The sequence below is a fragment of the Paramaledivibacter caminithermalis DSM 15212 genome (assembly GCF_900142245.1).
Classification (GTDB): domain Bacteria; phylum Bacillota; class Clostridia; order Peptostreptococcales; family Caminicellaceae; genus Paramaledivibacter; species Paramaledivibacter caminithermalis.
Genome location: NZ_FRAG01000001.1, coordinates 1 through 26,718, shown reverse-complemented (window position 1 = coordinate 26,718; position 26,718 = coordinate 1). Strand labels below are relative to the sequence as shown.

The following is a 26,718-nucleotide window of genomic DNA, read 5'->3' as shown; positions in this document are numbered from 1 at the left end:
TTTACTTAAATTTCTATAGGATTGATTTAGAATGAAACTCATAGTTAATGACAAATAGATAGAAGTAATAGGAGGATGTCAAATGGCTAAATTGACTCCAATGATGAGACAATACATGGATATAAAGGAGAAATATAAGGATTATATACTCTTCTTTAGACTTGGAGATTTTTATGAAATGTTCTTTGATGATGCGAAGCTGGCATCGAGAGAATTGGAAATTGCCCTTACTGGCAGAGACTGTGGACTAGGAGAGAGGGCTCCTATGTGTGGAGTACCTTTTCATTCTGCTGATTCATATATAGCAAGACTTGTTGACAGAGGTTTTAAAGTAGCAATTTGTGAGCAAGTTGAAGATGCTTCTAAGGCAAAGGGAATTGTTAAGAGGGAAGTAGTTAGAATAATTACGCCAGGTACTATAATTGATCCTTCGATGTTAAATGAAGAGGCAAATAATTATATTATGACTTTTTTTGAAGATGAAGACGGCATAGGAATAGCTTATGCAGATATAACAACTGGTGAGCTAAAGACTACTGAGTTCATTGATATAAATAGAAAAAATCAAGTTTTAGATGAGATTATGAAGGTTAGTCCAAGGGAAATAGTGATTAGTGATAATTTTGAATATCAAGACAACGAAATAAAGAAATTGGAGAAGATATGTAATGTCATTTTTACCACCCATTATAATAGAGCCTTTAAATTCAAGAATGCAGAAGATATCATAAAAAGACATTTTAATATTTATTCTGTAGATAGTTTTGGGCTTCAGGATAGAAAACACAGTATAATATGTATAGGGGCTTTATTAGACTATATCTACGATACTCAAAAAGTACCATTAAAGCATATTGATAAAGTGAATATCTATAATCACAATAATTTCATGATTTTAGATAAGTTTACAAGAAGAAATCTTGAGCTTACAGAAACCTTAAGGGGAAAGGAAAAGAAGGGGTCTCTTCTTTGGGTTATTGACAAGACATGTACCTCAATGGGAACTAGAATTTTAAAACAATGGATAGAAGAACCCTTAATCGATATAAATAGAATAAATGACAGACTAGATTCTGTTGAACTGCTTCTTAAAGATATGCTGCTTAGGGATGAGCTTAGAGAATTATTAAGGGATATGTACGACTTGGAAAGGCTGTCTTCTAAAATCGTATATGGGACTGTTAACGCAAGGGATATGATAGCTCTTAAGAGCTCAATCAAAGTCATACCCTTTGTGAAAAGTAAGCTGGAAGGAAAGGTAAAGGGTGAATTAGAAAATATATATGAAGAAATAGATGAGTTAAGGGATATTTATCAATTAATTGATGAAGCAATAGAAGAAGATCCACCTCTTTCTGTAAAGGAAGGAGGTATAATTAAGAGTAGCTTTAATGAAGAATTGAATGAGCTAAGGAGGGCGATAACTGATGGCAAGAAATGGCTCATGGATTTAGAAAATAGAGAAAGACAAAAAACTGGTATAAAATCACTAAAAATAGGCTTTAATAAGGTTTTTGGATATTATATAGAAGTAACTAAGTCAAATATAAAGAATGTACCTAAGGAGTATATAAGAAAACAAACCTTAGCAAATTCTGAAAGATATATTATGCCTGAGCTTAAGGAAATGGAAGATAAGATACTTGGTGCCGAAGAAAAAATTGTTAAGTTAGAATATAATCTATTTGGTAAGGTTAGAAATAAAGTTTTAATAGAAATTAATCGTATAATTTCTACAGCAAAGGCTATTGCAAAATTAGATGTTTTATTGGGATTTTCAGAAGTAAGCTTTATCTATAGATTTAATAAGCCCGTTGTAAATAATTCTAAAGAGATTAAACTGAGTAATGCTAGACATCCAGTAGTAGAAAGAGTAGCTGGTGATGAAACATTTATACCTAATGACACTATACTGGATGATGACGAAAATAGATTTTATATTATAACGGGACCCAATATGGCTGGGAAATCTACCTATTTAAGGCAAGTAGCCCTTAATGTATTGTTAGCCCAAATTGGCTGTTTTGTTCCTGCTGATGAAGCTGTAATAGGAGTAGTCGATAGAATTTTTACAAGGGTAGGAGCTTCCGACGATTTATTTCAAGGACAAAGCACCTTTATGGTTGAAATGAGCGAGCTTTCTAATATTTTAAATAATGCTACAAAGAATAGTTTAATTATATTAGACGAAATAGGTAGGGGAACCAGTACCTATGATGGATTAAGTATAGCATGGGCAGTGGTGGAGTATATCAGTAATTCTCATATTCTTGGAGCTAAGACTTTATTTGCTACCCACTATCACGAATTGACTGAGCTTGAAGGTAAGCTCAAAGGTGTAAAGAATTATTGTATTTCGGTAAAGGAAGTTGGAGAAGATATAGTTTTTTTAAGGAAAATTATACGTGGTGGCGCAGATCAGAGCTATGGTATACAGGTAGCCAAGCTGGCAGGTATCCCAAATAAGGTTATTGATAGGGCTAAAAGTATATTAAAGGAATTAGAAGAAAAGGATATCAATCATAAACATAAAAATAAAGATATTGTTTCCCAATTTGCAATGGCCATTGAAAAGCCACGGGATGAAGCTGTGGGAGAACAAATTAATTTTTTTGATTTAAGCTCTAATGAAGTAATTGATGAACTAAGAAAAATCGATATAATTAATATGACTCCAATAGATGCAATGAATAAGCTGTATAAATTAGTTGAAATGGTTAAACGGATATAGGGTGATAAATATGATTAATAGAATAAGAAAACTTGATAAATCAGTTTCAAATAAAATTGCTGCAGGAGAAGTTGTAGAAAGACCTGCGTCTGTGGTTAAAGAGCTTCTTGAAAATTCAATAGATGCAAATTCCACATCAGTAGTTATAGAGATAAGGGATGCAGGAAAGTCATATATAAGGGTTTCCGATAATGGCAGAGGAATTCACAAGGAAGATATGTATCTAGCTTTCGAAAGACATGCAACTAGCAAAATTTATAGTGATGCAGAAATATATGACATAAAAAGCTTGGGCTTTAGAGGGGAAGCCCTAGCAAGTATTGCTTCTGTGTCAAACATAGAGATTATTACAAAGACTGCTGATGATGAATATGGAATTAGGGCAGAGCTTGTGGGTGGAGAGATTATCAGTAATAATTCAATTGGATGCCCTGATGGTACTACCATTGTTGTTAAGGATTTATTCTATAATACTCCAGCAAGACATAAATTTTTAAAATCTAATTCTACGGAGATGAACTACATTAATACCATCGTTAATAATATTGCATTATCACATCCCGAAATCTCATTTAGATATATTGTGAATAATAAAAATATTTTTACCACCCAAGGGAATGATGATCTTTACAGTACAATATATACTATATATGGTAAAGATATTTCTAAAAATTTAATCAAAATTAACCATGAAAAAGAAGAAATGAAGATAAAAGGCTTTGTATCCAATATAAGCTGTACAAGGGGTAACAGACAATTACAGATATATTTTGTTAATGGTAGATATGTTAAGAATAAAGTGATTACTAGGGCCATTGATGAAGCATATGGTACACTTATGCCCCGTAATAGATTTCCAATATGTTTTTTGTATTTAGATATTCCATCAAATAAGGTAGATGTTAATATCCATCCTGCTAAAACTGAGATAAGATTTAGAGATGAAAGAAGGATATCAGAATTTATTTTAAATTCAATTAAAGAAAAGCTTTTAAGTTCCGATTTAATACCTAATATTAATATTGGCAATAATCCTTCTTTGGAAAAGGAAAAATTCAAATATTCAGGCTGGAATAATGAAATTGATCAAGTATCTGAGCAGCTAAGTATAGGAATTAAAAAGGAGAAAGAGACTGTATTTGAAAAGCCTGTATATAGGAAAAATCTAAGTATGAAAGAGGATGAAGAGATAGAAGGATATGTAGAAGTAAGAAATGATAATAATATACAGGAAGGCATGAATAAAAATGACAATAAGGATAGTGATGAAGAAAAGATAGGAAAAATATTTGATGAAATATTTGCACCCAAAAAACAAAAAGTCCTTGCTGATTATCAACAAAATGAAGGACATAGACTAGATGGTATAAGGATTATTGGTCAGTTGTTCTCTACCTATATAGTATGCGAAAAAGAAGAACAGATGTTCATTATAGATCAACATGCAGCTCACGAGAGGATACATTATGAAAAATTTATGAAGGATTATATAAATAGTGAAATATTATCCCAAATATTACTTGAGCCAATAATTGTGGAGCTTAATTATATTGATAAAAATGTTATTATGGAAAATAAAAATATTTTCAAGAAATTAGGATACAAAATAGAAGAATTTGGATATAATACAATTATACTAAGGGAAGTACCAATCCATTTTGGTACACCTGTAGCTAAGAAATTTTTTATAGAAATAGCTGAAAATTTAAATAGGGATTTTAAAAATGGCTATGAATTAGAAATAGAGAAAATTTTGCAAAAGACATGTAAAAACTCTATAAAGGCTTCAGATACATTAAAGGATATTGAGATTGAAAAGCTAATAGATGATTTAAAGCAATTAGACAACTCATTTACTTGCCCCCATGGAAGGCCAATAGTAATTTCCATATCTAAAAAAGAAATTGAAAAGAAATTTTTAAGAACTTAAGTAGGTGTGTATTATGAAAAAACCTTTAGTAATAATTGCAGGACCAACTGCAGTAGGAAAGACTGAAATATCTATTGAAGCTGCTAAGAGACTAAATGGAGAAATAGTGTCGGCGGATTCAATGCAGATATATAAATATTTGAATATCGGTAGTGCAAAGCCTACAAAGGAAGAAATGGAAGGCATACCACATTATTTAATTGATGAAATTGATCCCCGCACAGATTTTTCTGTTTCAGAATATAGAAACTTAGCAAAGAACTATATTGATAAAATTCTGTTGAAAAAGAAGCTTCCTATAGTGGCTGGAGGTACTGGATTATACGTTAACTCTTTAATCTATGATATGGACTTTTCAAACACTAAATCTGATAAGGCTATAAGACAAAGGCTTACTAGAGAATACGAGTTATATGGCGGTGAATATTTGCATGATAAGTTAAAGGAGGTAGATAGAAGGGCAGCTGAAAGGATACATTCCAATAATGTTAAAAGAGTCATTAGAGCATTAGAGGTTTTTTATACAACAGGTGAGAGCATTAAGGATTTTAGTAAGGATTTAGTACAAAGTAAAGATTATGATTATATTCTTATCGGACTTAATAGAGATAGACATGAGCTATATGAAAGAATCAATAAGCGGGTAGACATTATGTTTGATAATGGACTTTTAGCTGAAGTGAAGAACCTTGTAGAGATGGGACTAACAATTCAGGATATATCCATGAAGGGAATAGGATATAAAGAAATAATAGGTTATTTAAATGGAGAATATGATTTGAGTAGAGCTATTGAACTAGTTAAGAGAAACACAAGAAGATATGCTAAAAGACAATTAACATGGTTTAAAAGATACCAAAATATGAAGTGGTTTAATTTAAATGAAGATAAAGAAAAAATAATTAATAATATTATTGGGTTTATTGAAGGGAATATCAAATTTTTATAGAATATTTAATTAGTAAATTATTATTTATGGGAGGGTAAAGATAAAATATGAAAACATCATTAAATTTACAAGATGTGTTTTTGAACCAAGTTAGGAAAGAGCATATACCCATTACTATTTTCCTTATTAACGGGTTTCAAATAAAAGGAATGGTAAAAGGTTTTGATAGCTACATAATAGTAATTGAAAGTGATGGTAAACAACAGATGATATATAAGCATGCTATATCAACTATATTACCTTCAAAATCAGTAAATTTCTTAACAAACAATAATAATCAAAAGTAGAGAGAACTATTTGAAGATTCTTTTTTAGTTATGAGTTTTAGAAGTTTTTAGGTTAACTATGGTTTTAAAGACACGTAAAAATACGGCTGTTTAGCCGTATTTTTACGTGTCAGGTATAAAGAAACTAAAATAAAGATGAAAGGTGAAGTTGAAATGAGAACAACAAGGGATTTATTGTTAAACTCCTTTAATTTAAATGAAAAAATAATTAGTTTTGTAGAAAATTCAGAGGAAGAAATATTACAAGAATTTCAAAAACTTAATAAGGTAAAAGCCTATAATCAGTACAAAGTTTTAAAAGCAATGCAGGATTGTAGACTTAGTGATATGCATTTTAATTGGAATACTGGATATGGATATAATGATGCTGGGAGAGAAACATTAGAAAAGGTATATAGTAAGGTTTTTAATACTGAAGACTCTATTGTTCGTCCAACAATTGTTAATGGAACCCATGCATTAACGCTTTGTCTTACAGGTATTTTAAGACCAGGTGATGAAATGATATCAGCAACAAGTAGTCCATATGATACCTTAGAGGAAGTTATAGGAATAAAAAATAAAAATAAGTCTTCTTTAAAGGATTTTGGAGTTGAATATAAACAGATAGACTTTCTTTCTACTGGAGAAGTAGATATAGATAGTTTAGTTCAAAATATATCAAATAAAACTAGAATGGTATATATACAACGATCCACAGGATATGGCTGGAGAAAAGCCCTTACAATCGAAAAAATAAAGGAAATCATAGACAAGGTAAAAGAAATTAACGAAAACATAATAATTATGGTCGATAATTGTTATGGAGAATTTTTAGAAGCAGATGAGCCAACCGATATAGGAGCCGATTTAATGGCTGGATCGCTGATTAAGAATCCAGGAGGAGGATTAGCTCTTACAGGAGGATATATTGTTGGTAAAAGGGAGCTTATTAATTTAATATCTTACAGAATGACTTCGCCAGGTATTGGTAAGGAGTGCGGACTTACCTTTGGACTTACTAGAAGTATGTTCCAAGGTTTATTTATTGCACCCCAAGTGGTGACAGAGGCATTAAAGGGTGCACTGCTTTGTGCAAAGGTATTTGAAAAATTAGGGTACGAAGTATGTCCTAGGTATAAAGATGAAAGAAGTGATATAATACAAGCAATTAAGTTTAATTCACCAGAAAAAGTCATTGCATTTTGTGAGGGAATACAAAGTGCTGCTCCAGTAGATTCCTTTGTTATACCTGTTCCTTGGGACATGCCTGGCTATGATAGTCAGGTTATTATGGCAGCAGGAGCATTTGTTCAAGGGTCCTCAATAGAATTAAGTGCAGATGCCCCTATAAAAGAACCTTATATTGCATACTATCAAGGAGGACTAACCTATGAGCATGCTAAGTTTGGCGTTTTAAAAGGGCTTCAAAGTATGTATGATAAGGGACTGCTAGAAATACACCAAGCTGATTAAAGTCATTTTGGCTATCAAATGTTCCAAGTTATTAGGCTGCTTTATAGGGTTTTAAAAAATAAATAGTAAAATAAAAAGAGTTAGACTATGTAAATGTCCTAACTCTTTTATTTTTAAGATCCTAAAGAATGGACCTTAATTCTCAATCTTAACCTATACCTAAAAGGGCTTACCCTAAAAGGAACCTTAATCTAACAATACGTCGTCAGACGTATTTGTTTCTATATCTTTCTAAAAACTCCTCTAACTACTCCAAGTATTTTTACATCATCTACTATTATAGGGTCCATGAATTTGTTCTCAGGCTGAAGCCTTATATGGTTACTTTCTTTAAAAAATCTTTTAACAGTGGCAGAATCATCTAGCAGGGCTACTACAATATCACCATTTTTTGCAATAGGCTGTTGCTTGACAAGAACAAAATCCTTATCTAGAATACCAGCATCAATCATACTTTCTCCTTGAATCTTCAATATGAAATATGTACCTGATTCAATAAAATCTACTGATATAGGAAAAGTATCTTCAATATTTTCCACAGCTAAGATTGGTTCTCCAGCAGTAACTTTACCTATTATTGGAACATGAACAATTTCTTTTTTGTCTTGAATTATATCATTAGATGAATCCAAGACTTCTATTGCCCTTGGCTTTGTGGAATCACGTCTTATATAACCTTTCTTTTCAAGTCTTCTTAAATGTCCATGAACAGTAGAAGTTGATTTTAACCCAACGGCTTGACATATTTCCCTAACTGAAGGAGGATAACCCTTAGAATTAACCTCACTTCTTATAAATTCCAATATTCTACTTTGTTGTTTAGTCAAATCTAAACTCATATTAGCACCTCACAATATTGCTATTTGCTATATTATAACATATAAAAGCAAACTATTCAAACGTAAGTTCGATAAAAACCCTTTACAATGAACGTTTGTTCGAGTATAATATAATTATCAATATTACGAACGAGTGTTTGGAGGGATTTTAAAATGACTAGGTTGGTTATTGTTAACAAGAAAAGATTTATGTTAAGCACGATACTTATAATGGTTATTTTATTTTTTTTCGTATCAAGCATATTAGCTATGATAAATAAAGTAGAAGGCTATCAGGAACCTAAGTACATAGAAGTAGTTGTTGAAAATGGTGATACGGTATGGGATTTGGCAAGGGAGTTTTCATCTAAAGATAAGGATGTAAGAAAGGCAATATATGAAATAGGGATAGTAAATAACTTAGACTCATATAGTATCTATCCTGGACAGGTTCTAAAAATACCTACGGAATAATAGTAAAGACATTTAATACATATTAACAGTTCTAATTCTTTGAAGTAGTTAAATAATGACAATGGGAGCTTTATAAAAATACAGATTACTATTTTTTTAGAAAATATATGGACAATGGAGAATTGAGAATAACAAAAGTATCGAGGGGATGAAAGGAAATACCACGTAACTTATGGAGAGAAATATTTAAAAACCAATTAAAAGTTACTGAAGAATATTTTAGTAATATAAAATGACTTGAAGACTCTAGCAGATTAAAAAAATGCTAGGGTCTTTTTAAAATTACAACATATAACAACGTATTTATCATGGAAGTATGTTTTTGTGGTGAGTCAGATGTACCAAATCTTTTTCTTTTAGACGCTTTTAATCTTCCAGCCATTCAAAGTTTTTAACAATTTCTCTTTTGACATTCTTTCTATGAGCGGCATACAGTTGAGTAGTAGTAACATTGTCGTGATCAAGGAGATTTTGAACATCATAGATTGAGAATCCATACTGAATAAGTGAAGAAGCAGCAGTAGCCCTTAGTTTATGAGGACTATAGCCACTTTCTCTTGTGGTGTCCAAAGCAATTGAAGTATACTTCTTTACCAGTTTTCTTATAGACAATTTTGTCATTCTTTTTTTTTGTAATGATAAAAACAAGGCATCCTTATATTCTTCAGGAATAATTTCTGAGTTAGGTCTTTCTTCATTTATATATTGTTTTATAACCTTCTCAACAGATTTATTTAAAGGCATATTCACCTCTTTGCCTCTTTTCCTATAAATCTTAAATTCTCCACGATTGAAATTAAATGAAGAAATGTTTAATTGCTGTAATTCATTTAATCTGAGACCATATGTAGTAAATAAAACAAGAATTGCTTTATCTCTTAGCTTAGTTTTTTGCCAATATTGTTTTTCCTTTTCTGTTAAGCCACTTCCATTTTCAACTGCATCAAGCATTATTGCAACCTCGTCAATCTCCAATTTTTTAATCGCATCAGGTTGAGGTTTTGGAAGCTTTATAGGGTTAAAGCCATCGGTTATGTTGTTAGGTAGTATTTCATCCCTGTATAAGAATTTAAAGAGAGATGTGAGTGATGACTTTTTCCTAGCTAAGGCTCTATTGTGATTTTCCATAACAACTGTAGAATCGGATTTGTTGATTAGATATCTAGAACAGTAATCACCAATAAATCTGTTTACATCACGAGCTTTGATTTTAATAAAATCTCCAGCAGATATTTCCTTTGTTGTAGCTGCTGCTGTTAAATCCGTTTCAGATATAAGGTAATTGCAAAAGAAAATAATATCATTAAGGTAAGCATGCCTTGAGGTCAAAGACACACTATTTTTTAAAAAAATAAAGTAGTCCTTCATAAAATTAGGTAACTGAGATTCTATAAGTAAACATTTTTCAATTAGTTCATTCTCAGATTTGACAATATTATCAGGCTTTGATGATTTATTATGTACAATGAAATTATTTTTTGACACAATTATTCCTCCCACATAAAAACATTGAAGTAATGTGTTTGTCTATTAATATTTTATATAAAAATTATTGTCATTTCAATTCATTTGAATAATAAAAGCTTATTATATGATAGAAATCTATACAGTTTTTATATTAATAGTAATATATGTTATAATGTTAATGATCTGTATAGGAATTTAAGTAAAGATTTTAATTTGCACATGTCCAAAATGCCCAGAAATATTGCGTATTTGTGCATGTATAAATTAAGTTTTACTATGTAAATCTTATAAAAGTAGTTATTTTAGGGGGAGAATAAATTGATAAGATTATTTCTAACTCGTCATGGACAAACACAGTGGAATGTAGAAAAAAGATTTCAAGGTAGTTTGGATTCAGCTTTGACAGAGCTTGGAGTAAAACAAGCTAAGCTGCTTAGAGACAGACTAGCCCATGAAAAATTTGATATTATTTATTCAAGTCATTTGAATAGAGCATATAAAACTGCTGAGATTATAAAAGGTAATAGAGAAATTGAAATAATAAAGGATGAAAATTTAGCAGAAATGAGATTAGGAAAGTGGGAAGGTTTAAAACATGATGAAATAATGGAAAATTATTCAAAGGAGTATGAATTGTTTTGGAATAAACCACATTTATATAAGCCTTCTACTGGTGAAGGATATAATGAATTAGAAAAAAGGGTTATTGGTTGTTTAAAAGGAATTATAGAAGAAAATGATGGAAAAAACGTTTTAATAGTTAGCCATACAGTCGTTGTGAAGCAAATTATGGCATATTTTGAAAATAGACCTTTAGAGAAACTTTGGGATTTACCCTTCATATATCCAACAAGTTTAAGTTTAGTCGAAATTGATAATGATATTGTGGAAATTAAAATGCATGCAGATATTTCTCATTTTGAAAATAGTATGAAGGTTAACTGTTAATGATTCTTAAATAATCTCATGGAGGAGTTATATTAAATTGTTCCTATTGTGGTAAAAAGTTATTTTATATATTTATTGAATAAAATACTATGCAAATGATTCCAAAGAATACCAATAGATGACTATACCTAATTTTATATTCTGAGTTATTATCTGCTTTGAACTATTATAAAAACACTTATTCTATTTATAAGTGATATTATCTGGAAAAAATATACTGATTGTTATAATATATATATAAATTATTAAATAAAAATAAGCTGGCTATTAATAGCCAACTTATTTTGAATATTATTAATTTTTATTTATTCAAACAACATTTTTTATATTTTTTACCACTTCCACATGGGCAAGGTTCATTTCTACCAATTTTATTATTATTTACAACTATGCGAGATCTATTATATTCCTTTTTTATTTCTTTTCTCCTTTGAAGAGTAAGTATATTATCCCACTGTGGAAGATTATAAAGCCAATCAGCTTTAGCAGCAAGCATGTTATAATAAAGCTTTTCAAAATCAATAGAAAGTTTAATATGACTTTCCTCTGTTAAGCTATCAAGATCTAGTTCTTCGGTTAGACTTGTATTGATTCCATCTAAAAAGCCAGTAAATGTAACTGGATCCATATCAAATTTTTTTGATAGCTCTGTTAAAGAACCTTCAATAGTTTCTTCTTTATTTTCTAGAATATATTCGTAGTTTTTTTGCTCCTTTGGAAGGTATTCACCCCAAAATTCGTTATGTTCCTCCTGAGTGCGCTCTACATAAGCTTGTTCCTGCCAGCTTTTAAATAAAGACATTGCATTTCATCCTTTCCTGATTTCTAACATTGGTATATGTTCATTTTTAATCTTTATGTATTATATCATATTTTTTAGATAGATTGGATATATAAGTTTCAATAAAAGATAAATGTGGAAATGGCATAATATCTTTAAAGAATTCTGAAATACAAAATGTAGTAGAGAGAGTCAAGAGAGCTATCTATATATTGTATTTCAAAATTATTAGTGTTAATTATGCAAGTTTCTCAAATAGCTTAAAGTTTTAATAAACTTTAAATTTCTTTTTTTTTATGTGACAAATATTGTATATTAGCAGGAGGAAATAGAAAATCTAAAAAAAGAAGTACTATGAATAATAGAAAGAAATATAGGAAGAGAAGAATTTAAGTATAATTTAAATTTTTGAGCTTTGGCAAAGTGGAGGCATGAGATTAATGAGGAAAGTTATGATACTAACTGCTTCAACGGGAGGAGGGCATAATCAAGCAGCAAACTCTCTTGAAGCTATATATAAAGCTCATGGCAATGAAGTTGTAATAGTAGATTTCCTAAAGGTGACAGGGAAAGCAGTTGAAAAACTAGTAATAGGAGGGTATTCTATTATATGCAGCAATATGCCATATATCTATAAGGGATTATATAAATATTACAATAACAAGGAATTAGATTCTGGGATTTCAAATTATGGACTTAAGATCTTTGAAAAGAAGATTTATAAGAAAATTATAAAGGAAAGTCCTGTTTTAATTGTTGGGACCCATGCCTTTATTGTAGAGATTATCTGTAAGTTAAAGAAAAAAGAGAATTTGTCTATACCATTTATTTCTGTGATTACAGATTTTAAGGCCCATAGATTTCATATGAATAGTTGCGTAGATGCTTACCTAACAGCAAATGAATATACTAAATTAGATATGATAAAGAGAGGTGTAAGGGAAGAAAAAATATATGCCCATGGAATACCAATAAAGAAGGAGTTTCTTAAGAAAAATAATAATCAAGAGCAAAAGGCTAATAAAGCTTTTACTATATTATTAATGGGAGGTAGTAATGGTTCAAAAAGAATTGAAACAGTGCTAAAGGAGCTTATTAATTGTAAAAATGCTATAAGGGTAATTGTTGTATGCGGGATTAATAAAGTGTTGATGAATAGTATTAAATCAAAATATCCAGCTAGGATAGGAAATAAAGAAATAATATTATATGGTTTTACAAATGAGATTCCTAAACTCATGAAGGAGTCGAACCTCATTATTTCAAAACCAGGAGGGTTAACGGTATCAGAAGCTATTGTATCAAACATACCTATGTTAATTCCTTATATGATACCAGGTCAAGAGGAAGAAAACGCAGCCTTCTTGGTTGAATCTGGAGGAGCTAAGATAATAAATAATATGAATTCTCTAAAAAAAGAAGTAGATTATCTCATTGATAGACCATACGTATTAAATACAATGAAGTTAAATATGCAAAAACTGTCTACAAATTATACTTTAGATAATATTGTTAAAATAAGCGATAGACTAATTAATAAATATTTGAATAGACAGATAATTTAGTTGTTTTTTTACATAAGTAGCAAAATGGTATTATGGTATTGTAGTTATTTATTGCTCTCATACAACATCGAGCATTACATATTATTAAGTAATTTTTATGACATAAAATCATGACTGGATTTTGAAAAAATTAGTTTTTATAACTTTCAATAAGGATTATGTTAATCTACAGAAGAAGTGGTTATAGATTACGATTAGTAAAGCTGCTTTCTCTAACTATATCCTAAATATACATTTAAAATATAGTTAGAGAAGCTTGAGATATATAGGTTTTATATGCTTCTATTTCTATTTTTAAATATTATCAATTATAGATATCCAATATCATTTAATAAATCTAAAGATATCAATTAAAATGTTGTCATTGAAGCTATATGTTAAATTAGTTAAAAATAATATACTTTATTTTGATTTTGTTAGAAATAATTAATACGCTATTCTGGATCGATATTTTTAGCATTAAGTTTTTTTTCGATTTTTTTAACTCTATTATTTAAGTCATTTAAGGTTTCTAGAATACTAGTTAAAAATGCTATGATAATGCCTATAAAAATTCCAAGAAAAAGTGGATATAAATTAGAAACAAAATAGCTAATAAGAATACCAATAATTGAAAAAATCACGCACTTTGCAAATATAGTTGACCAATCCATTTGTAGATTCCCCCATATAATTATCATATATTACTTAAATTATATAATAAGCTGCACTAAAATGTATAAAAGAAAAACGAGATTTTATAGTATCTTCCAATATAACCATAGAAACTCAAAGCCCCTTATTTTAATTTTAATCATAATTTATAGCCGCAGCAATTTCTTTTTTGAATTTTTCATCCTCTTTTAAATACCTTTGAGTAGTATTAGGGGAACTGTGATCTAGATTTTTTTGAACCTTATAGATGTTTCCAGTGATTTCAATTGCCTTTGTTGCAAAGGTTGCTCTTAACTTATGGGGAGAGAGCTTGGGATTTCCTGATACCTTAACAGCATATTTTTTGACAATTCTTCTTATTTGTCTAATACTGAGCCTTCTGTGTTCTCTGGTACTAATGAATAAAGCGTCAGTATCTTCTGGAGTTATATTTTCTTTTGGTCTTTCTAAATTTATATAATTTTCTAAGGCGTTTTTAGTGTACTTAGAGAAATACATATTTCTTTTTTTATTTCGTTTTCTGTAGATTTCAAAATAGTCCTTATCAAAATACAATGATGATAAATTAAGATGATAAAGCTCATGTATTCTTAAACCATGATATACAAACATGCTTAAAATTGCTAAATCTCTATACTTTGTTTTACTATGAATTTCCATTTCTTTTTTGCTAAGTTTTACTGTATTGTCATAAATTTTAGTTTTTCCATATTCTGCAAGCTCAAGCATAGCTTTAACTTCATCATCAGTTAAAGCTATGACTGGAGGAAGCTCAGGAGTAATTATCTTTCTCAGTTTTTCTGTTTCATTTTTTTCAATATAATTATTCTTATATAGCCAAGTAAAAAATCCCCTAATACATGAACTCTTAAAAAAGATAGTCCTAATGCTATTACTGTATAAAACTTTTTCACCTTTACTGTTTATTTCTGTATAACTACCGCATGAGTCAAGATATTGCTGAATGTCATAGGCTTCTATATTATTTAAATCTTGCTTATTAATACTTTGTATATCTGGTTTGGTGATTATCCTTTCTTTGATAAGCCACATTAAAAATCTAATAATTTCCCTGGTATATTTTAAAGCAGTATTTATATTTACACTTCGAGCAGTTTCGTTGATGTAAAGGAAGTTCATGTATCTTATTAATATAGGAGGTGAAGATACCTTTAGTGATTCAAGCTTTTCTCTAAGAACTTCTCTTTCTATTAAGACATTGGAGGGAATATCGCTTCGATTTTTATCAGATACTATTATTTTTGACATAAAAACTTACCCCTTTCAAAAATGACTTCATATTTTTCGTTTTAAGCAGCGTTTTTCGACTTTGTTATAGTACAGGACATTTTAAAAGAAAAAGCTCTGAAATTTGCAACTATGTCTTTATTTGATAAAAAAGCTTGAAAACAAAATGGATTAATAGTTCTAATCAGATTATTCTACCTAAAATAACCTAGTATTAAATAATAATGTCTAATCTTATCGTTTTTTAAACTATAGAGAAATGGATAAGGAAAAAAGTATGTTAAATTATTGTCAATAAATAAGCATTTCTATAATAGGCTGCCTAAACCTATGAATATATAGAGTAGAATATTATAAATAAAAATGGCTAATACCTAGATATATCATAGTATGTATAGCTATTAGTCCCTCTCCCCCTTTATATACTATAATATCATATATCTAGTCCTACAATCTACATTTACGGACTAGGTATTTTATTTTTATATAAATATTTATTTTCAATTAATCCTTTATCAGTAATTGTATATATTGTTTTATTAGGTTTTTCTGCTTGCGGTTCTATTTCTCCTTTATATATCTCTTTTTCACCATTCTTTCCATTAATTTTACATACTTCATTCGCATTTACGCTTATGTAATTATCGGTATATTAATTTATATATTTTGTTTAAATCTCCCATGCCTTCCTCCTGTATAAACATACTCTTGCTATTTACCTATTCACTATATAAATTGTACCTACCTAACACTCACCTCGACCCTATAATAGTCTCTTGCGTTCCTCCCTTTGTTTAATTTAATCATTTCTATTAGATTATACTCCTTTAATCCAACGCTATTTAACAGCATATCTAAATTCTCCCTCTAAAAATTTTTTAAAAAAAATTTCAGTATAAACATAAAATAAATTATGTTGTATATACTTATAGAATATGCTATAATCAAGACATCTAATGCAACATAATTTATTGTGTTACAAATTAATTCACTATTAATATTAGTTTAGAAAGGACGAACATTAATATGATATTTAAAAATTATCCTGATAAATGTCGTTTGTCTGTTAAAGAAAACATATTCCATGCCAAAAAAATAATTATCCAAAATATATATAATAGTGCCAAGCTAGAGGGTTGCAATGTTACATTTCCTGAAACTGAAACAATACTAAATGGTGTAAATGTTTCAGGAGTAAGTATAAGTGACATTGAATGTATAATTAATCTTAGGAATGGTTGGCGATATATGCTAAAAACTGTAGAAGAACCATTAACCTTAGAATATATTTGTAAAATACATGCTGAGGTTGCAAGAAATGAAGCTCTGGAATGGGGTGTACTAAGAACTGGTAGAGTAGGAATTTCAGGAACGTCATATATACCTCCAGTACCAGATAAAGAGCAAGTGGAAATAGAACTGAATAAAATATTTAATCTTCCTACTGCAACGTCAAGAGCAATATATTACTTTTTATGGGCTACAAGAAATCAGTTGTTTTGGGATGGGAATAAAAGAACAAGTACCTTAATTGCAAATAAGATACTTATATCTTCTGGAAGTGGTATTTTTACAGTCAAAGAAAATGATTTGTTAGAGTTTAATACTAAGTTATCTGCTTATTATGAAAATGCTGATTATTCTCTAATTGATGATTTTTTATATGATAACTGTATTATATACTATTAAAAGATTCTCGATAAAAATAATAAGGTGATGAAATGATAGAAGATTTTAGAAATTGGTTGATACAAAAAGGTAGAAGCATTAATACTATCAAGTCATATATTGGCCATGTGAAAAATTATTTAAAATGGTTTGACCAAAGTTTTAATGATCCTTTTACAAAGCTTTATAGGCAAAATGTATTAGAGTTCATTAGCTTTCTAATTAATATTAAAAAATTAAAGGCTTCTACTATAAATGCTAAGATAGCAGCTTTAGTTAAACTAAATGAATATCTTATAGAAAATAAAATACAAAATGCCTTAGTTATTACTAAAAAGGACTATATTAAAATCCAAAATGAATATATAAGTCCTTCTACTATATCTAAAAATGATGTTGAGTCTTTTAGACAAAAGATATTAGAAAATAAAAGTAAGAGAGATTATGCTATAGTAACCCTTTTAGCTTACTCAGGAATGAGAATATCTGAAGCTTTAAATGTAAAACTTTCAGATGTGAATTTGACTACAAGGGAGATACTAGTTCGTTATGGTAAGGGTAAAAAACAAAGATTAGTAATAATAAATGATAAGATAGTTTATGCCATAAAGGAATATTTGAAAGAACGAGCAGAACAACCAAACAGCTTTAGTGAATACCTTTTTATTAGTCGTGAATCAGAAACAGTAGATAGAACAGTTATAAATCGTATCTTCAATGAGTTTAGTGATAAAATTACTCCTCATACCCTTCGCCATTTCTTTTGTTCTTATGCCCTTGAATCTGGATGGTCAACCCATGAGGTAGCAGCACAGGTTGGTCATACAAATATTCATACTACAATGAGATATATGTTAATGTCAATATTATTTTTAACAAATTTACAAATATAACTTTGATTCCAGTGCAAAAAGTCAAAAATTGATTTTTTTATACAAGGCAATCATTTGAACTTGCATAATTGTAGGGATTTTTAATGCTTAATTGTGATTTTTTACAAGTATACAGGTAAAGAATTTCAAAAAAATCCTCAAAAAAAACTTTTTGCACCAGAATCAACTTTTAACTCTTCTAAATTATTCAGTAAAGCTGTATATGTACTCATTCTATCTATCCTTTCAAGTTATCTAATATTTCTAAATTTCTAATTGTAAAAGCTTCAATATCACCTTCACTTTTAAATGGTAATTTTTTAGCTATTATTTTTTTTATAATCATCTTCATGATAATTTATTATCTTTTGTGTTAATGGGTGTATTCTTATTAAATCTGTGTTATTATAAATATACAGTTTATTATCTAATTTTCTTACTTTTAGAGTTTTATTAATAAACTTGTGTGCTGCAGAATATCTTTTTCCTTTATAGTAAATCATTGAATCGTTATGAACCGTGGTGGGTTTCATATAATTTAAGTAAGATTCAATTATTTCTTTGTTTGGTAAAGGAGAAAGGTGTTCTTTTTCTTTTTTTATTAGCATTATAGGTTTAACACTTGTAGTTTGATTTATTTCATTATTTACTTCATCACTTAATCTATTTATTATTTCAATTAATTCTTCCTCATTCTCAAATTCATTATTATAGGGAACCAACCTACTAATAAACCTGTTAGCAGACTCTACTTTTCCTTTAGTTTGAGGAGATCTTACATTGCATTTTTCTGGTATGAAATTAAAATCTTTTGCAAACTGTCTAAATTCCTCAGTAAATTTTTTAGTTTTTACATTTACTATACTACTCATGTTATCTGTAAGTAGTCTTTTTGGAGTTCCTCCATAGTATTTAAATGCTTCAATAAGACATCTAAATACATCTTCTTTTGTTTTTGATTTACTGTAAGTAAATTTATGCATTCTTGAATATCCTAGCGTTGTTGTAAGAATGTTAAATTTAAATATCTCTCCATTTTTTGAAGTCATAGTTATATCTTCTTTAAAATCAAACTGAAGCTGTTCTCCTGGCTTAGTTTCATATCTTGGGTGAACCACAGATTTGTTTTTACTTCTTAATTTATGCTTTCTTATGTAATAGTCAAAGTTTGAACGTGTTCCTATAGTTTTATCCTTAGAGTAGAAGTATTTATATACTCCTATTATAGTTGCACCCGCTAAATTAATCTTTTCTTCTATTTCTTCTCTATACTTATCTAATTTAGATTTTCTCTTTCTTGTTTCTTTCTTTTCAAATCCTTTATCATATTTTGATATAGTTTGTCTTGAAACTCCATATTTTCTTGCTAAGCCACTATAGTTTGGTTTCATATTTAAACACCTCAAAATGTTTAGTTCTGCCTTTATTATTTCTATCATTCTAATTACCTCATTACGTCGGAGATAATTATACTATTTCATTTGCAATTCTGTTAAGTTTTATATTTGCAATCTTGTTAATTTTTATTTTAGCATTAATAACCTTTGACTTGTTAATATACCTATAATATGTGGTTTTACCTATCTTAAAATAGTCGAGTATATCACTTACTGGAATACCTGCTTTTCTCATTTGCTCCATTCTTTCTATATCCGCATCTTCTAATTTAAATTTACGTCCAAGTTTTATCCCCCTTTTTCTAGCAGCTTCAAGTCCAGCTAATGTTCTTTCTCTATTTACATCCCTTTCATACTCTGCAAAGGTAGTAATAATAGAGTACATAAGTTTTCCTTGAGCTGTTGTAGTATCAACTACAAGACTTCCAGTTAAAGTTTTTAGATGAACTTCTTTTTCCTTTAATTCTTCAAGAATAGTTACAAGTTTTTTAACGGATCTCCCTATGCGGTCAATTTTCCATACAACAAGGGTGTCTCCTTCTTGGAGCAAACCCATTACATGTTTGAAAACAGGACGATCTTTTTTTTTTCATGATATTTTTTCAATATGAATATCAGAAGGGTGGCACCCTGCATCCTTAAGAGCATTTATTTGAAGGTCTGGATTTTGTTCTTTAGTTGAAACTCTACCATAGCCAAAAAATTTTCCCATTATTCTCCTCCTTTGTCCCATATACCCTGAGTCAAGAATAATGGAACCAATACAATTACGGAACTATTCATGGTACTTATTTTATCATACTTTTGAGCAAATTTCTTTCAAAAATTTCAAGTTCCATATACCACCGTTACTGGTCCCATTTTTTTGAACCATATCGTTATTTAAAAAGCAAAAATTCTCTAAGAAATTTTATTTGATTTTTTTTTAGGAAAGTAGGCAATAATAAAAACAAAATATAATAATTTCTTTAGGTGATGTAGATGTTCATAAAATTTTTAAAAAAATGTATATCTAAAAATAAAATACAAAAAAATACAACTAGCATACACAATAGAAAAACTGTCAGTGAAAAAACAGTTAAAATTCATAAGGATATTAAAGCCAATCTGGAAAATATTAAAAATTCTCTAAACAACACAAGTGATTTAGTTATCAGAGAGCTTTATATTGGCTTAGACAATCCAGTAAAGGCCTTTATCTGTTTTATCAATGGTTTTGTAAACGAGCAGAGACTTAGTAAGAATATAAAATACCTTGTATCCCTTCAACCACAAAAGGTTCAAGATTATAAATCATCAATGAATTTTGATCTTATTGATTTATTAAAAGAAAGGATATTAGACATTCCCTCTATAACGGAAACAAATAATTTAAACGAAATAATATCAAGCCTTTTATCATCTGAAGCTGCTATATTTATAGCTGGATATGAGACAGCCCTTTTACTTGATATTGATGAGTATGAAACTAGAGCTATCGAAAAACCCGACACAGAGGTTTCTATTCGGGGCTCCCAAGAGGGCTTCACCGAGAGTCTTGATATTAATATGACCCTTATAAGAAGAAGGATAAGAAGTCCTAAATTAGTTTTTGAAAAATATACAATGGGTAAAGATACAAATACTAGGATACAACTTGCTTATATGAAAGGGATAGTAGATAAGGAGATTTTAAAATATGTTAAGGGTAAGCTATCTAGATTAAAGTTTGATGCGGTTCTTGAAACAGGCTACCTGGAGCAAGAGCTAGAAGAAAATAAATTTGCTTTATTTGCTACAATTGGTAATACTGAAAAACCTGATAAGGCTGCAGCAAAATTGCTAGAGGGACGTATTGCTATTTTATGTGATGGGACCCCAATGGTATTGACTGTCCCCCACTTGTTTATAGAAGCTTTTCAAACAACAGAAGATTATTATTCTAGACCATTGTTACCTGCTATGCTTAGATTAATTAGATATTTTGCATTTTTTATTTCTTTAACAATGCCAGGCTTATATATAGCTTTTACATCATACCATCAGGAAATGATACCAACGATACTATTAGTTACAATAATGGCGTCAAGAGAGGCAATACCATTTCCTGTATTTATTGAAACATCTATCATGATGATTATTTTTGAAATTTTAAGGGAATCAGGAGTAAGACTTCCAAGGAAAGTAGGACAGGCTGTAAGTATAGTAGGAGCATTAATTATTGGAGAAGCAGCTGTAAATGCAGGTATACTAAGTTCTCCTATGGTTATAATCGGTTCTATAACTGGCATCACTAGCTTTATGGTTCCTCCATTACTAGATGGTCTTATATTTTATAGGACTATCCTTATTTTGCTTAGCTCGGTATTAGGATTGTATGGCTTTGCCATAGGCATGCTTAGTATGCTAGCTCATCTTTGCTCACTTAAATCCTTTGGAGCCAATTATTTTGCACCCTTTGCCCCCACTAAAATTTCTGAACTCAAGGCTACATTAACAAGGGAATCTAAACCTTCAAAATTAATAAAAAGTCAATCCCTTACTTCAACTATAGATCAAAAGAGAAATAATGGAGGTCATTAAATGAAGAAGCTTTTTACTTTCATATTTATTTTGTTAATGCTACTATTAACTAGCTGTTGGAATAAAAGAGAATTAGATGAGATGTCTATAGTCTATGGAGTTGCCATAGAAAAAAGCAAAGATAACCAAAATATTGAGGCTACCTTTCAAGTAGTAAATCCAAATCAGCTCCGTGAAAAAGGTGGAGGAGAAACGGCTCCTATACAAATTATTACTTCAGAAGGGAAAACCGTATTTGATGCTATAAGAAATAATATTTATCAATTTGATCGAAAAGCTTTCTTTTATACAAATAAGGTTATTGTAATTGACGAAGAGCTTGCAAAGGAAGGTTTAATAAAGATTTTAGATATATTAAAACGAGATCAAGAAACAATGGATACATCTAAAATTGTAATAGCAAAGGGCGTATCTGCTAGGGAAGTATTAGGTATAAAAATCGGAATTGAAAATATTCAAGGTTCTTATTTTGAAGATATCATAAATAATAGTATTAAGCATAATACAAAATCTACTGTAATTGATGTTTTATCTTTTTGTAAAAAATGTATTTCAAATGGTATAAATCCTATTGCTGGAGTTGTAGAAACTATCGAGCAAACTAATCTCCCGGAAGTAAAAGCTAAAGGTAAAACAAGCAAGGGAATTAAATATTTGGGAACTGCTGTATTCAAAGAGGATAGACTTGTGGGTTTTTTTGATGGATTTGAAACACGAGGACTTAACTGGGCAACAAGAGTAATAAAGGATACAATAATTACTTTTCCTTTGTCAGAAAAGAAAGAGGCTTTAGTAACTGTAGAAATAAATAATTCTAAAGCTAAAATTTCTCCCCTTATAAAAAATGATTCACTTTTCTTCAATATAGATATAAAAGTAGAGGGTAAAATTGGAGAAACTACAGTTCCTATGGATTTTTCTGATACGCTAATTTTAGAGAAAATAAAAAAAGTTATGAATGACGAAATTGAAAAAGAAGTAAAGCATAGTATAAAAAAGGCTCAAAAGGAATTTAAATCTGACGTTTTTGGGTTTGGATTAGCATTGAGAAGAAAGCATCCTGATGTTTGGAAAATTTATAAAAAGGACTGGGATAAGGAATTTTCTTACGTAAAATATAAAGTGAATGTAGAAAGTAAACTAAAGGATTCTGGTTTACTATTTAAGAAGGTAAAGTAAACAAAGCTTGTCAATGGAATTGTAGATTTGGAAGGGGAACTGTATAATATGGAAAGAATCGGAGTTTGGCAATTGTTTTCTTTAATTATATTATTTGAACTTGGAGCATCAACTTTATTTCCAATCGGTATTGCTGCAAAGCAAGATGCTTGGATTGTTATATTACTCTCCTTAATCTGCAGCTTTGGAATATTTTTTGTTTATTTAAACCTTCATAAAATGCATCCAAATAAAAATATTATACAAATCATTTATTCAATACTTGGAAAAGCACTGGGTTTTCCCTTAGCATTGCTTTATACTCTCTTCTTTTTCAATGCAACTGCAAGAAGTCTCAAAGACTTTGGAGAGGTAATAAATATTACTATCCTTAATAAGACTCCTTTTTTTATAATCCATCTTGCCTTTATTACCGTAATAATTTATATCCTTTTTTTAGGCTTTGAGGTTTTGGGACGAATGAGTCAAGTATTGGTTATCATTAAAGTTTCTACTCTGCTTATTATGTTTTTGTTGGTCATAATGAGTGGAAAAGTTGATTTTAAGGAATTACTACCCGTATTAGGTGATGGAATTGCTCCAGTAATAAAGAATATACCTATGGCTATCGCCTTCCCATTTAGTGAAATTTTTGTATTTTTAGCATTTTTAGATATAACAGCCCCAACTAAGTATTTTAATAGAATCGTTTACTTAGCATTATTGATTTCAGGTATAATGCTTACATTATCTACCATTATAATGATTACTTCATTAGGGGTTGGATGTTCTTCAGTTTCAACATTTCCTCTAATAGATGTAATTCGCCTAATAAATATTGAGAATATAATAACTAACCTAGATTCCCTAAGTACACTAATAGTATTTATAGGAGGCTTTTTTAAGGAAGTTATATACTTTTACGGAACTATTATTTCCTTTTGCTATACCTTTAAAATAAAGAACAAGAAACTTGCATATATTCCTTTGGGAATTATTTTATTAATATATTCTATTTCATTTGAAACTAACTATGCAGAGCATGTATACATAGGTCTTAAAATAATCCCTAAATTTGCTACAGTTTTTTATTATTTCACTATCCCTATATTACTATATTTGATTTCTAAAATAACCACTAATAATAGTTCAGCAAAAACAAATAAGTAAATGGAGGTTGAACAATGGATGAACTGAAAATGTTAGCAAATACTATACAGGGTAACCTTATAATATTATTTAGTATTGGTGGTTTGTTTTATACTGTAGTTTTTTTTGTTAAACTAATCTATTGTCTGTTTAAGTTTTGTTATAGAAAGTTATAGGGTGAGAAAGGACTAAATTAGTGGTTTCGAGAAGGAATTTTAATTATTTGCGAGGCATCGAGAGTAAGTATATTAGATATATACATGCAATTAAATGACAATGATAAAAATTCAAAAAATTAGAACTTAGCTACAATAGACCACAAAGCATGGCTCTAAAAGTTCCTAACAAGCATATCTTTATATTCCTCCTGTACTGTTGTGGTTTTCGTTAAGTATGTAATATTTATAGAATATTATTTTTGGAAAAATACAATCCCAAAACTATTATCAATAAAATACACCCAACCTTTCTTACAAAATTTGTTCTAAGAAATGGTATTCTATATAAAAAATGATGTTGATACTTAGAAATATCCTCATTTTTCAAAAATAAACCAATTGTTTTAGTTAAGAATTCAATTACATTATTATTTAACAATTCCCCTAATTCTTTATTTGCAGCTTTAGGATATCCAATATGACCATAACCTCTAATTTTTTTAGCAACTTTCTTGGATGATATCATTTCCTTTTGATTAACATAAATATCTGGTAATTGATTGTAATTATCTTTTACAACTGAAGAGTTAATATTAATCATCTGAGAAGTTTCTATCCAACCTGCATGATAGTCATTCTTATATTTTTCTATCTGTTGCTTTAATTTATCAGGAAAATCTAAATCGATTTTTAATTCTTTATATGAAAAGAAGGATCCCATGGGTGAAAATGCTTTTACTCCATATTTCTTATTGATTTTATCACAAGCTTCTTCGATAGCAATTTGATGCTTAGGGTCTCCATGGGATGCAATTATTATTATTTTATTAATCCCCCAATTCACAACATTTTCTAAAAGCTCATAAGTAACTTGCTTCAGTGTACTTTGTTTAAAGTATAAATTTCCTAGAAAACCTTCTATGTTTCCATAAGCAATTGGGAAAAAAGGCATTTTTAGAAAATTATACTCAGTAAAGCTTTCCATTAATTTATGTATAGTCTCATTTTGCCAAAACACACCTTCATAAATATCAACACCTAATCCCATATGATGTCCATGCTCTTCTATTGGAGCAAAAGTAACAAATAAAGCTGTTTTGCTTTTATCCAAGCTCTCTATTTCCTTCCATGTTAACTCCATAATGTTTTTTGCATTGCTCATTTTTATTCTCCTTCCAATCCCAATATATTTACTACTCAGTACTGACTATGATAATAAAAAAAATTAATCAAGCATCACTTTTATTTTTTCTAACCACTCAATTTCAGCTTTGATATGAAACTCATGATGTAAAAATATCATTTCTGAATATTTTTTATAATCATCTGGAATATAATTTAGTGTAAATTTTTTATGTGAAATAAGTGCTATTAATTGTTTATTCATTGATATTAATTTTTCATCAATTGATTTTTTATATTCTTTATTTTCTATATAATCATTAAAAAATAAAGCATTATCAATCAAAAAATTAAATTTAGTGTTACTATTCAATGATGAGAATAATAAACTATCAAATTCTTTTTTTCCTTTATCAGTAATTGTATATATTGTTTTATTAGGTTTTTCTGCTTGAGGTTCTATTTCTCCTTTTATATATCCCTCTTTCACCATTTTATTTAAATGATAATAAAGGTTAGAAGTTTTAATACTTGTAAAATCAGATACTTGTTCGTCCAGTAATTTTTTCATTTTATAGCCATGCATACTACCATATCGAAGTAAAAATCCTAGAATGAATAATGGGGTTTCCAAAGTTAACCATGCCTCCTTATTCAGTACTGACTATATTGTATATTTATATTTCAGCTTTGTCAATATCAAAAAATAAAAACTCTTATTAAATTTAATTTATAGTACGGGAAAACCTCTTTGTTAATATACTGACTATTTTAAAAGAACTAACACTGTCCCTACTATATTTATTATGATTTTTTTATAAGATCATAATTTGCATAATTATTTGAAATGATTTTTTTCTTTTTGATATAAACATCTTTAAAATTATCATGTAATTGTTTTTTGAAATTTTTAAAAGAATTAATTTCATTGGTTAAGTAAAAATATTTGCCATCCTTTGTAAATATATGAACAACATTATGAATTTTCAATAATTGCTTATGATTTGCTTCTATAATGCATTCAAGGTTAGATTTATTGATTTTTTCTAGTAAAGAACCCCTTTTAATTACTATTGAATCATTTGATATTAAGACATACATACTTCTATAATAAGAATAATTTTCGTAGTACCAAACCACTACAGCTATACAGAAGATTATATATAATCCTGAATTATTCATAACTCAATGAATTATGATGAAAATTAATGTTAAAAGGTAAAATCTTATATCTGAAGTTCTGGTTTCATTAACAATAGAACCAAAGATTATAATTTTAATAAGATACCAACTCAAAATCTTATGTTGTAACCTAAAAAAGAGCA

At 29.1% G+C, this 26,718-nt stretch carries 24 protein-coding genes and 1 pseudogene; 13 read left to right on the top strand and 12 right to left on the bottom strand.

All coding sequences use genetic code 11. The annotated features are described in order from the left end of the window. Nucleotides 1-82: 82 nt before the first annotated feature. The 5 genes from mutS (at nt 83) to BUB36_RS00100 (ending at nt 7,352) form a co-directional block, all read left to right on the top strand. Nucleotides 83-2,731 carry a DNA mismatch repair protein MutS gene (gene mutS / locus BUB36_RS00120; RefSeq protein WP_073146247.1) on the top strand — a complete coding sequence of 883 codons (2,649 nt, stop codon included), beginning with the start codon at nt 83-85 and terminating at the stop codon, nt 2,729-2,731. Nucleotides 2,732-2,741: 10 nt separating this feature from the next. Then, nucleotides 2,742-4,661 (top strand): DNA mismatch repair endonuclease MutL, encoded by a 1,920-nt coding sequence (gene mutL / locus BUB36_RS00115; RefSeq protein WP_084111520.1) that lies wholly within the window; start codon nt 2,742-2,744, stop codon nt 4,659-4,661. Nucleotides 4,662-4,674: 13 nt separating this feature from the next. Then, a complete protein-coding gene (gene miaA / locus BUB36_RS00110; protein ID WP_073146245.1) occupies nt 4,675-5,610 on the top strand; it encodes a tRNA (adenosine(37)-N6)-dimethylallyltransferase MiaA in 936 nt (311 codons plus the stop codon). Nucleotides 5,611-5,657: 47 nt separating this feature from the next. Next, complete coding sequence (gene hfq / locus BUB36_RS00105; RefSeq protein WP_073146244.1) at nt 5,658-5,897, top strand: RNA chaperone Hfq; 240 nt, start codon at nt 5,658-5,660, stop codon at nt 5,895-5,897. A gap of 153 nt (nt 5,898-6,050) precedes the next feature. Continuing rightward, nucleotides 6,051-7,352: a methionine gamma-lyase family protein gene (locus tag BUB36_RS00100; protein ID WP_073146242.1), complete on the top strand. Its 1,302-nt coding sequence runs from the start codon at nt 6,051-6,053 to the stop codon at nt 7,350-7,352. A 221-nt stretch (nt 7,353-7,573) separates the two neighbouring features. On the opposite strand, the gene lexA is transcribed toward BUB36_RS00100, so the two are convergent. Then, a complete protein-coding gene (lexA, locus tag BUB36_RS00095; RefSeq protein WP_073146240.1) occupies nt 7,574-8,191 on the bottom strand; it encodes a transcriptional repressor LexA in 618 nt (205 codons plus the stop codon). 153 nt (nt 8,192-8,344) lie between these two features. On the opposite strand from lexA, the gene yneA reads away from it, so the two are divergent. Continuing rightward, nucleotides 8,345-8,644, top strand: coding sequence for a cell division suppressor protein YneA (gene yneA, locus BUB36_RS00090; protein WP_073146239.1), 300 nt, complete (start codon nt 8,345-8,347; stop codon nt 8,642-8,644). 366 nt (nt 8,645-9,010) lie between these two features. Here the strand turns inward: yneA and BUB36_RS00080 are convergent, their stop codons facing one another. After that, on the bottom strand, nt 9,011-10,129 hold the full coding sequence (locus BUB36_RS00080) for a tyrosine-type recombinase/integrase (RefSeq protein ID WP_073146237.1): 1,119 nt from the start codon (nt 10,127-10,129) through the stop codon (nt 9,011-9,013). Nucleotides 10,130-10,429: 300 nt separating this feature from the next. Between BUB36_RS00080 and BUB36_RS00075 the strand changes: the two genes are divergently transcribed. Then, nucleotides 10,430-11,059 carry a histidine phosphatase family protein gene (locus BUB36_RS00075; RefSeq protein ID WP_073146236.1) on the top strand — a complete coding sequence of 210 codons (630 nt, stop codon included), beginning with the start codon at nt 10,430-10,432 and terminating at the stop codon, nt 11,057-11,059. A 301-nt stretch (nt 11,060-11,360) separates the two neighbouring features. On the opposite strand, the gene BUB36_RS00070 is transcribed toward BUB36_RS00075, so the two are convergent. After that, nucleotides 11,361-11,861 (bottom strand): SEC-C metal-binding domain-containing protein, encoded by a 501-nt coding sequence (locus BUB36_RS00070; protein WP_073146234.1) that lies wholly within the window; start codon nt 11,859-11,861, stop codon nt 11,361-11,363. Nucleotides 11,862-12,280: 419 nt separating this feature from the next. Here BUB36_RS00070 and BUB36_RS00065 point away from each other — a divergent pair, with 419 nt between their 5' ends. After that, nucleotides 12,281-13,405, top strand: coding sequence for an MGDG synthase family glycosyltransferase (locus BUB36_RS00065; protein ID WP_073146232.1), 1,125 nt, complete (start codon nt 12,281-12,283; stop codon nt 13,403-13,405). Nucleotides 13,406-13,839: 434 nt separating this feature from the next. On the opposite strand, the gene BUB36_RS00060 is transcribed toward BUB36_RS00065, so the two are convergent. Then, nucleotides 13,840-14,058, bottom strand: a complete 219-nt coding sequence (locus tag BUB36_RS00060) for a hypothetical protein (RefSeq protein ID WP_073146230.1) — start codon at nt 14,056-14,058, stop codon at nt 13,840-13,842. Nucleotides 14,059-14,194: 136 nt separating this feature from the next. Then, nucleotides 14,195-15,328: a tyrosine-type recombinase/integrase gene (locus BUB36_RS00055; RefSeq protein WP_073146229.1), complete on the bottom strand. Its 1,134-nt coding sequence runs from the start codon at nt 15,326-15,328 to the stop codon at nt 14,195-14,197. A gap of 1,005 nt (nt 15,329-16,333) precedes the next feature. On the opposite strand from BUB36_RS00055, the gene BUB36_RS00050 reads away from it, so the two are divergent. After that, the gene (locus BUB36_RS00050; protein WP_073146227.1) at nt 16,334-16,996 is read left to right on the top strand and encodes a Fic family protein; all 663 of its coding nucleotides are present in this window, start codon (nt 16,334-16,336) and stop codon (nt 16,994-16,996) included. A 32-nt stretch (nt 16,997-17,028) separates the two neighbouring features. Further along, nucleotides 17,029-17,868 carry a tyrosine-type recombinase/integrase gene (locus BUB36_RS00045; RefSeq protein ID WP_073146226.1) on the top strand — a complete coding sequence of 280 codons (840 nt, stop codon included), beginning with the start codon at nt 17,029-17,031 and terminating at the stop codon, nt 17,866-17,868. A 299-nt stretch (nt 17,869-18,167) separates the two neighbouring features. Here the strand turns inward: BUB36_RS00045 and istA are convergent, their stop codons facing one another. The 4 genes and pseudogenes from istA to BUB36_RS20290 all read right to left on the bottom strand — a co-directional run bounded on the left by istA (nt 18,168) and on the right by BUB36_RS20290 (nt 19,956). Further along, complete coding sequence (gene istA, locus BUB36_RS00040; RefSeq protein ID WP_084111516.1) at nt 18,168-19,286, bottom strand: IS21 family transposase; 1,119 nt, start codon at nt 19,284-19,286, stop codon at nt 18,168-18,170. Nucleotides 19,287-19,314: 28 nt separating this feature from the next. After that, on the bottom strand, nt 19,315-19,536 hold the full coding sequence (locus tag BUB36_RS20300) for a helix-turn-helix domain-containing protein (RefSeq protein WP_278247792.1): 222 nt from the start codon (nt 19,534-19,536) through the stop codon (nt 19,315-19,317). Between the two features lie 12 nt (nt 19,537-19,548). After that, nucleotides 19,549-19,818, bottom strand: a pseudogene (locus BUB36_RS20295) (recombinase family protein); the annotation flags it as partial. Nucleotides 19,819-19,833: 15 nt separating this feature from the next. Further along, on the bottom strand, nt 19,834-19,956 hold the full coding sequence (locus BUB36_RS20290; RefSeq protein ID WP_278247791.1) for a recombinase family protein: 123 nt from the start codon (nt 19,954-19,956) through the stop codon (nt 19,834-19,836). A gap of 269 nt (nt 19,957-20,225) precedes the next feature. Between BUB36_RS20290 and BUB36_RS00030 the strand changes: the two genes are divergently transcribed. From BUB36_RS00030 to BUB36_RS00020, 3 genes are read left to right on the top strand one after another with little or no spacing between them, the layout of a single operon-like run. Continuing rightward, entirely contained in the window at nt 20,226-21,806 is a 1,581-nt protein-coding gene (locus BUB36_RS00030) for a spore germination protein (RefSeq protein ID WP_084111512.1), read from the top strand. Beyond that, entirely contained in the window at nt 21,807-22,985 is a 1,179-nt protein-coding gene (locus BUB36_RS00025; protein ID WP_073146224.1) for a Ger(x)C family spore germination protein, read from the top strand. A gap of 48 nt (nt 22,986-23,033) precedes the next feature. After that, complete coding sequence (locus BUB36_RS00020; RefSeq protein ID WP_073146222.1) at nt 23,034-24,134, top strand: GerAB/ArcD/ProY family transporter; 1,101 nt, start codon at nt 23,034-23,036, stop codon at nt 24,132-24,134. Between the two features lie 381 nt (nt 24,135-24,515). Here BUB36_RS00020 and BUB36_RS00015 read toward each other — a convergent pair whose 3' ends face one another. The 3 genes from BUB36_RS00015 to BUB36_RS00005 all read right to left on the bottom strand — a co-directional run bounded on the left by BUB36_RS00015 (nt 24,516) and on the right by BUB36_RS00005 (nt 26,575). Continuing rightward, nucleotides 24,516-25,433: a creatininase family protein gene (locus tag BUB36_RS00015; RefSeq protein WP_073146220.1), complete on the bottom strand. Its 918-nt coding sequence runs from the start codon at nt 25,431-25,433 to the stop codon at nt 24,516-24,518. Between the two features lie 63 nt (nt 25,434-25,496). Beyond that, nucleotides 25,497-26,027, bottom strand: coding sequence for a PadR family transcriptional regulator (locus BUB36_RS00010; RefSeq protein ID WP_084111510.1), 531 nt, complete (start codon nt 26,025-26,027; stop codon nt 25,497-25,499). A gap of 170 nt (nt 26,028-26,197) precedes the next feature. Beyond that, nucleotides 26,198-26,575 (bottom strand): hypothetical protein, encoded by a 378-nt coding sequence (locus tag BUB36_RS00005; protein ID WP_131821197.1) that lies wholly within the window; start codon nt 26,573-26,575, stop codon nt 26,198-26,200. Nucleotides 26,576-26,718 lie beyond the last annotated feature (143 nt).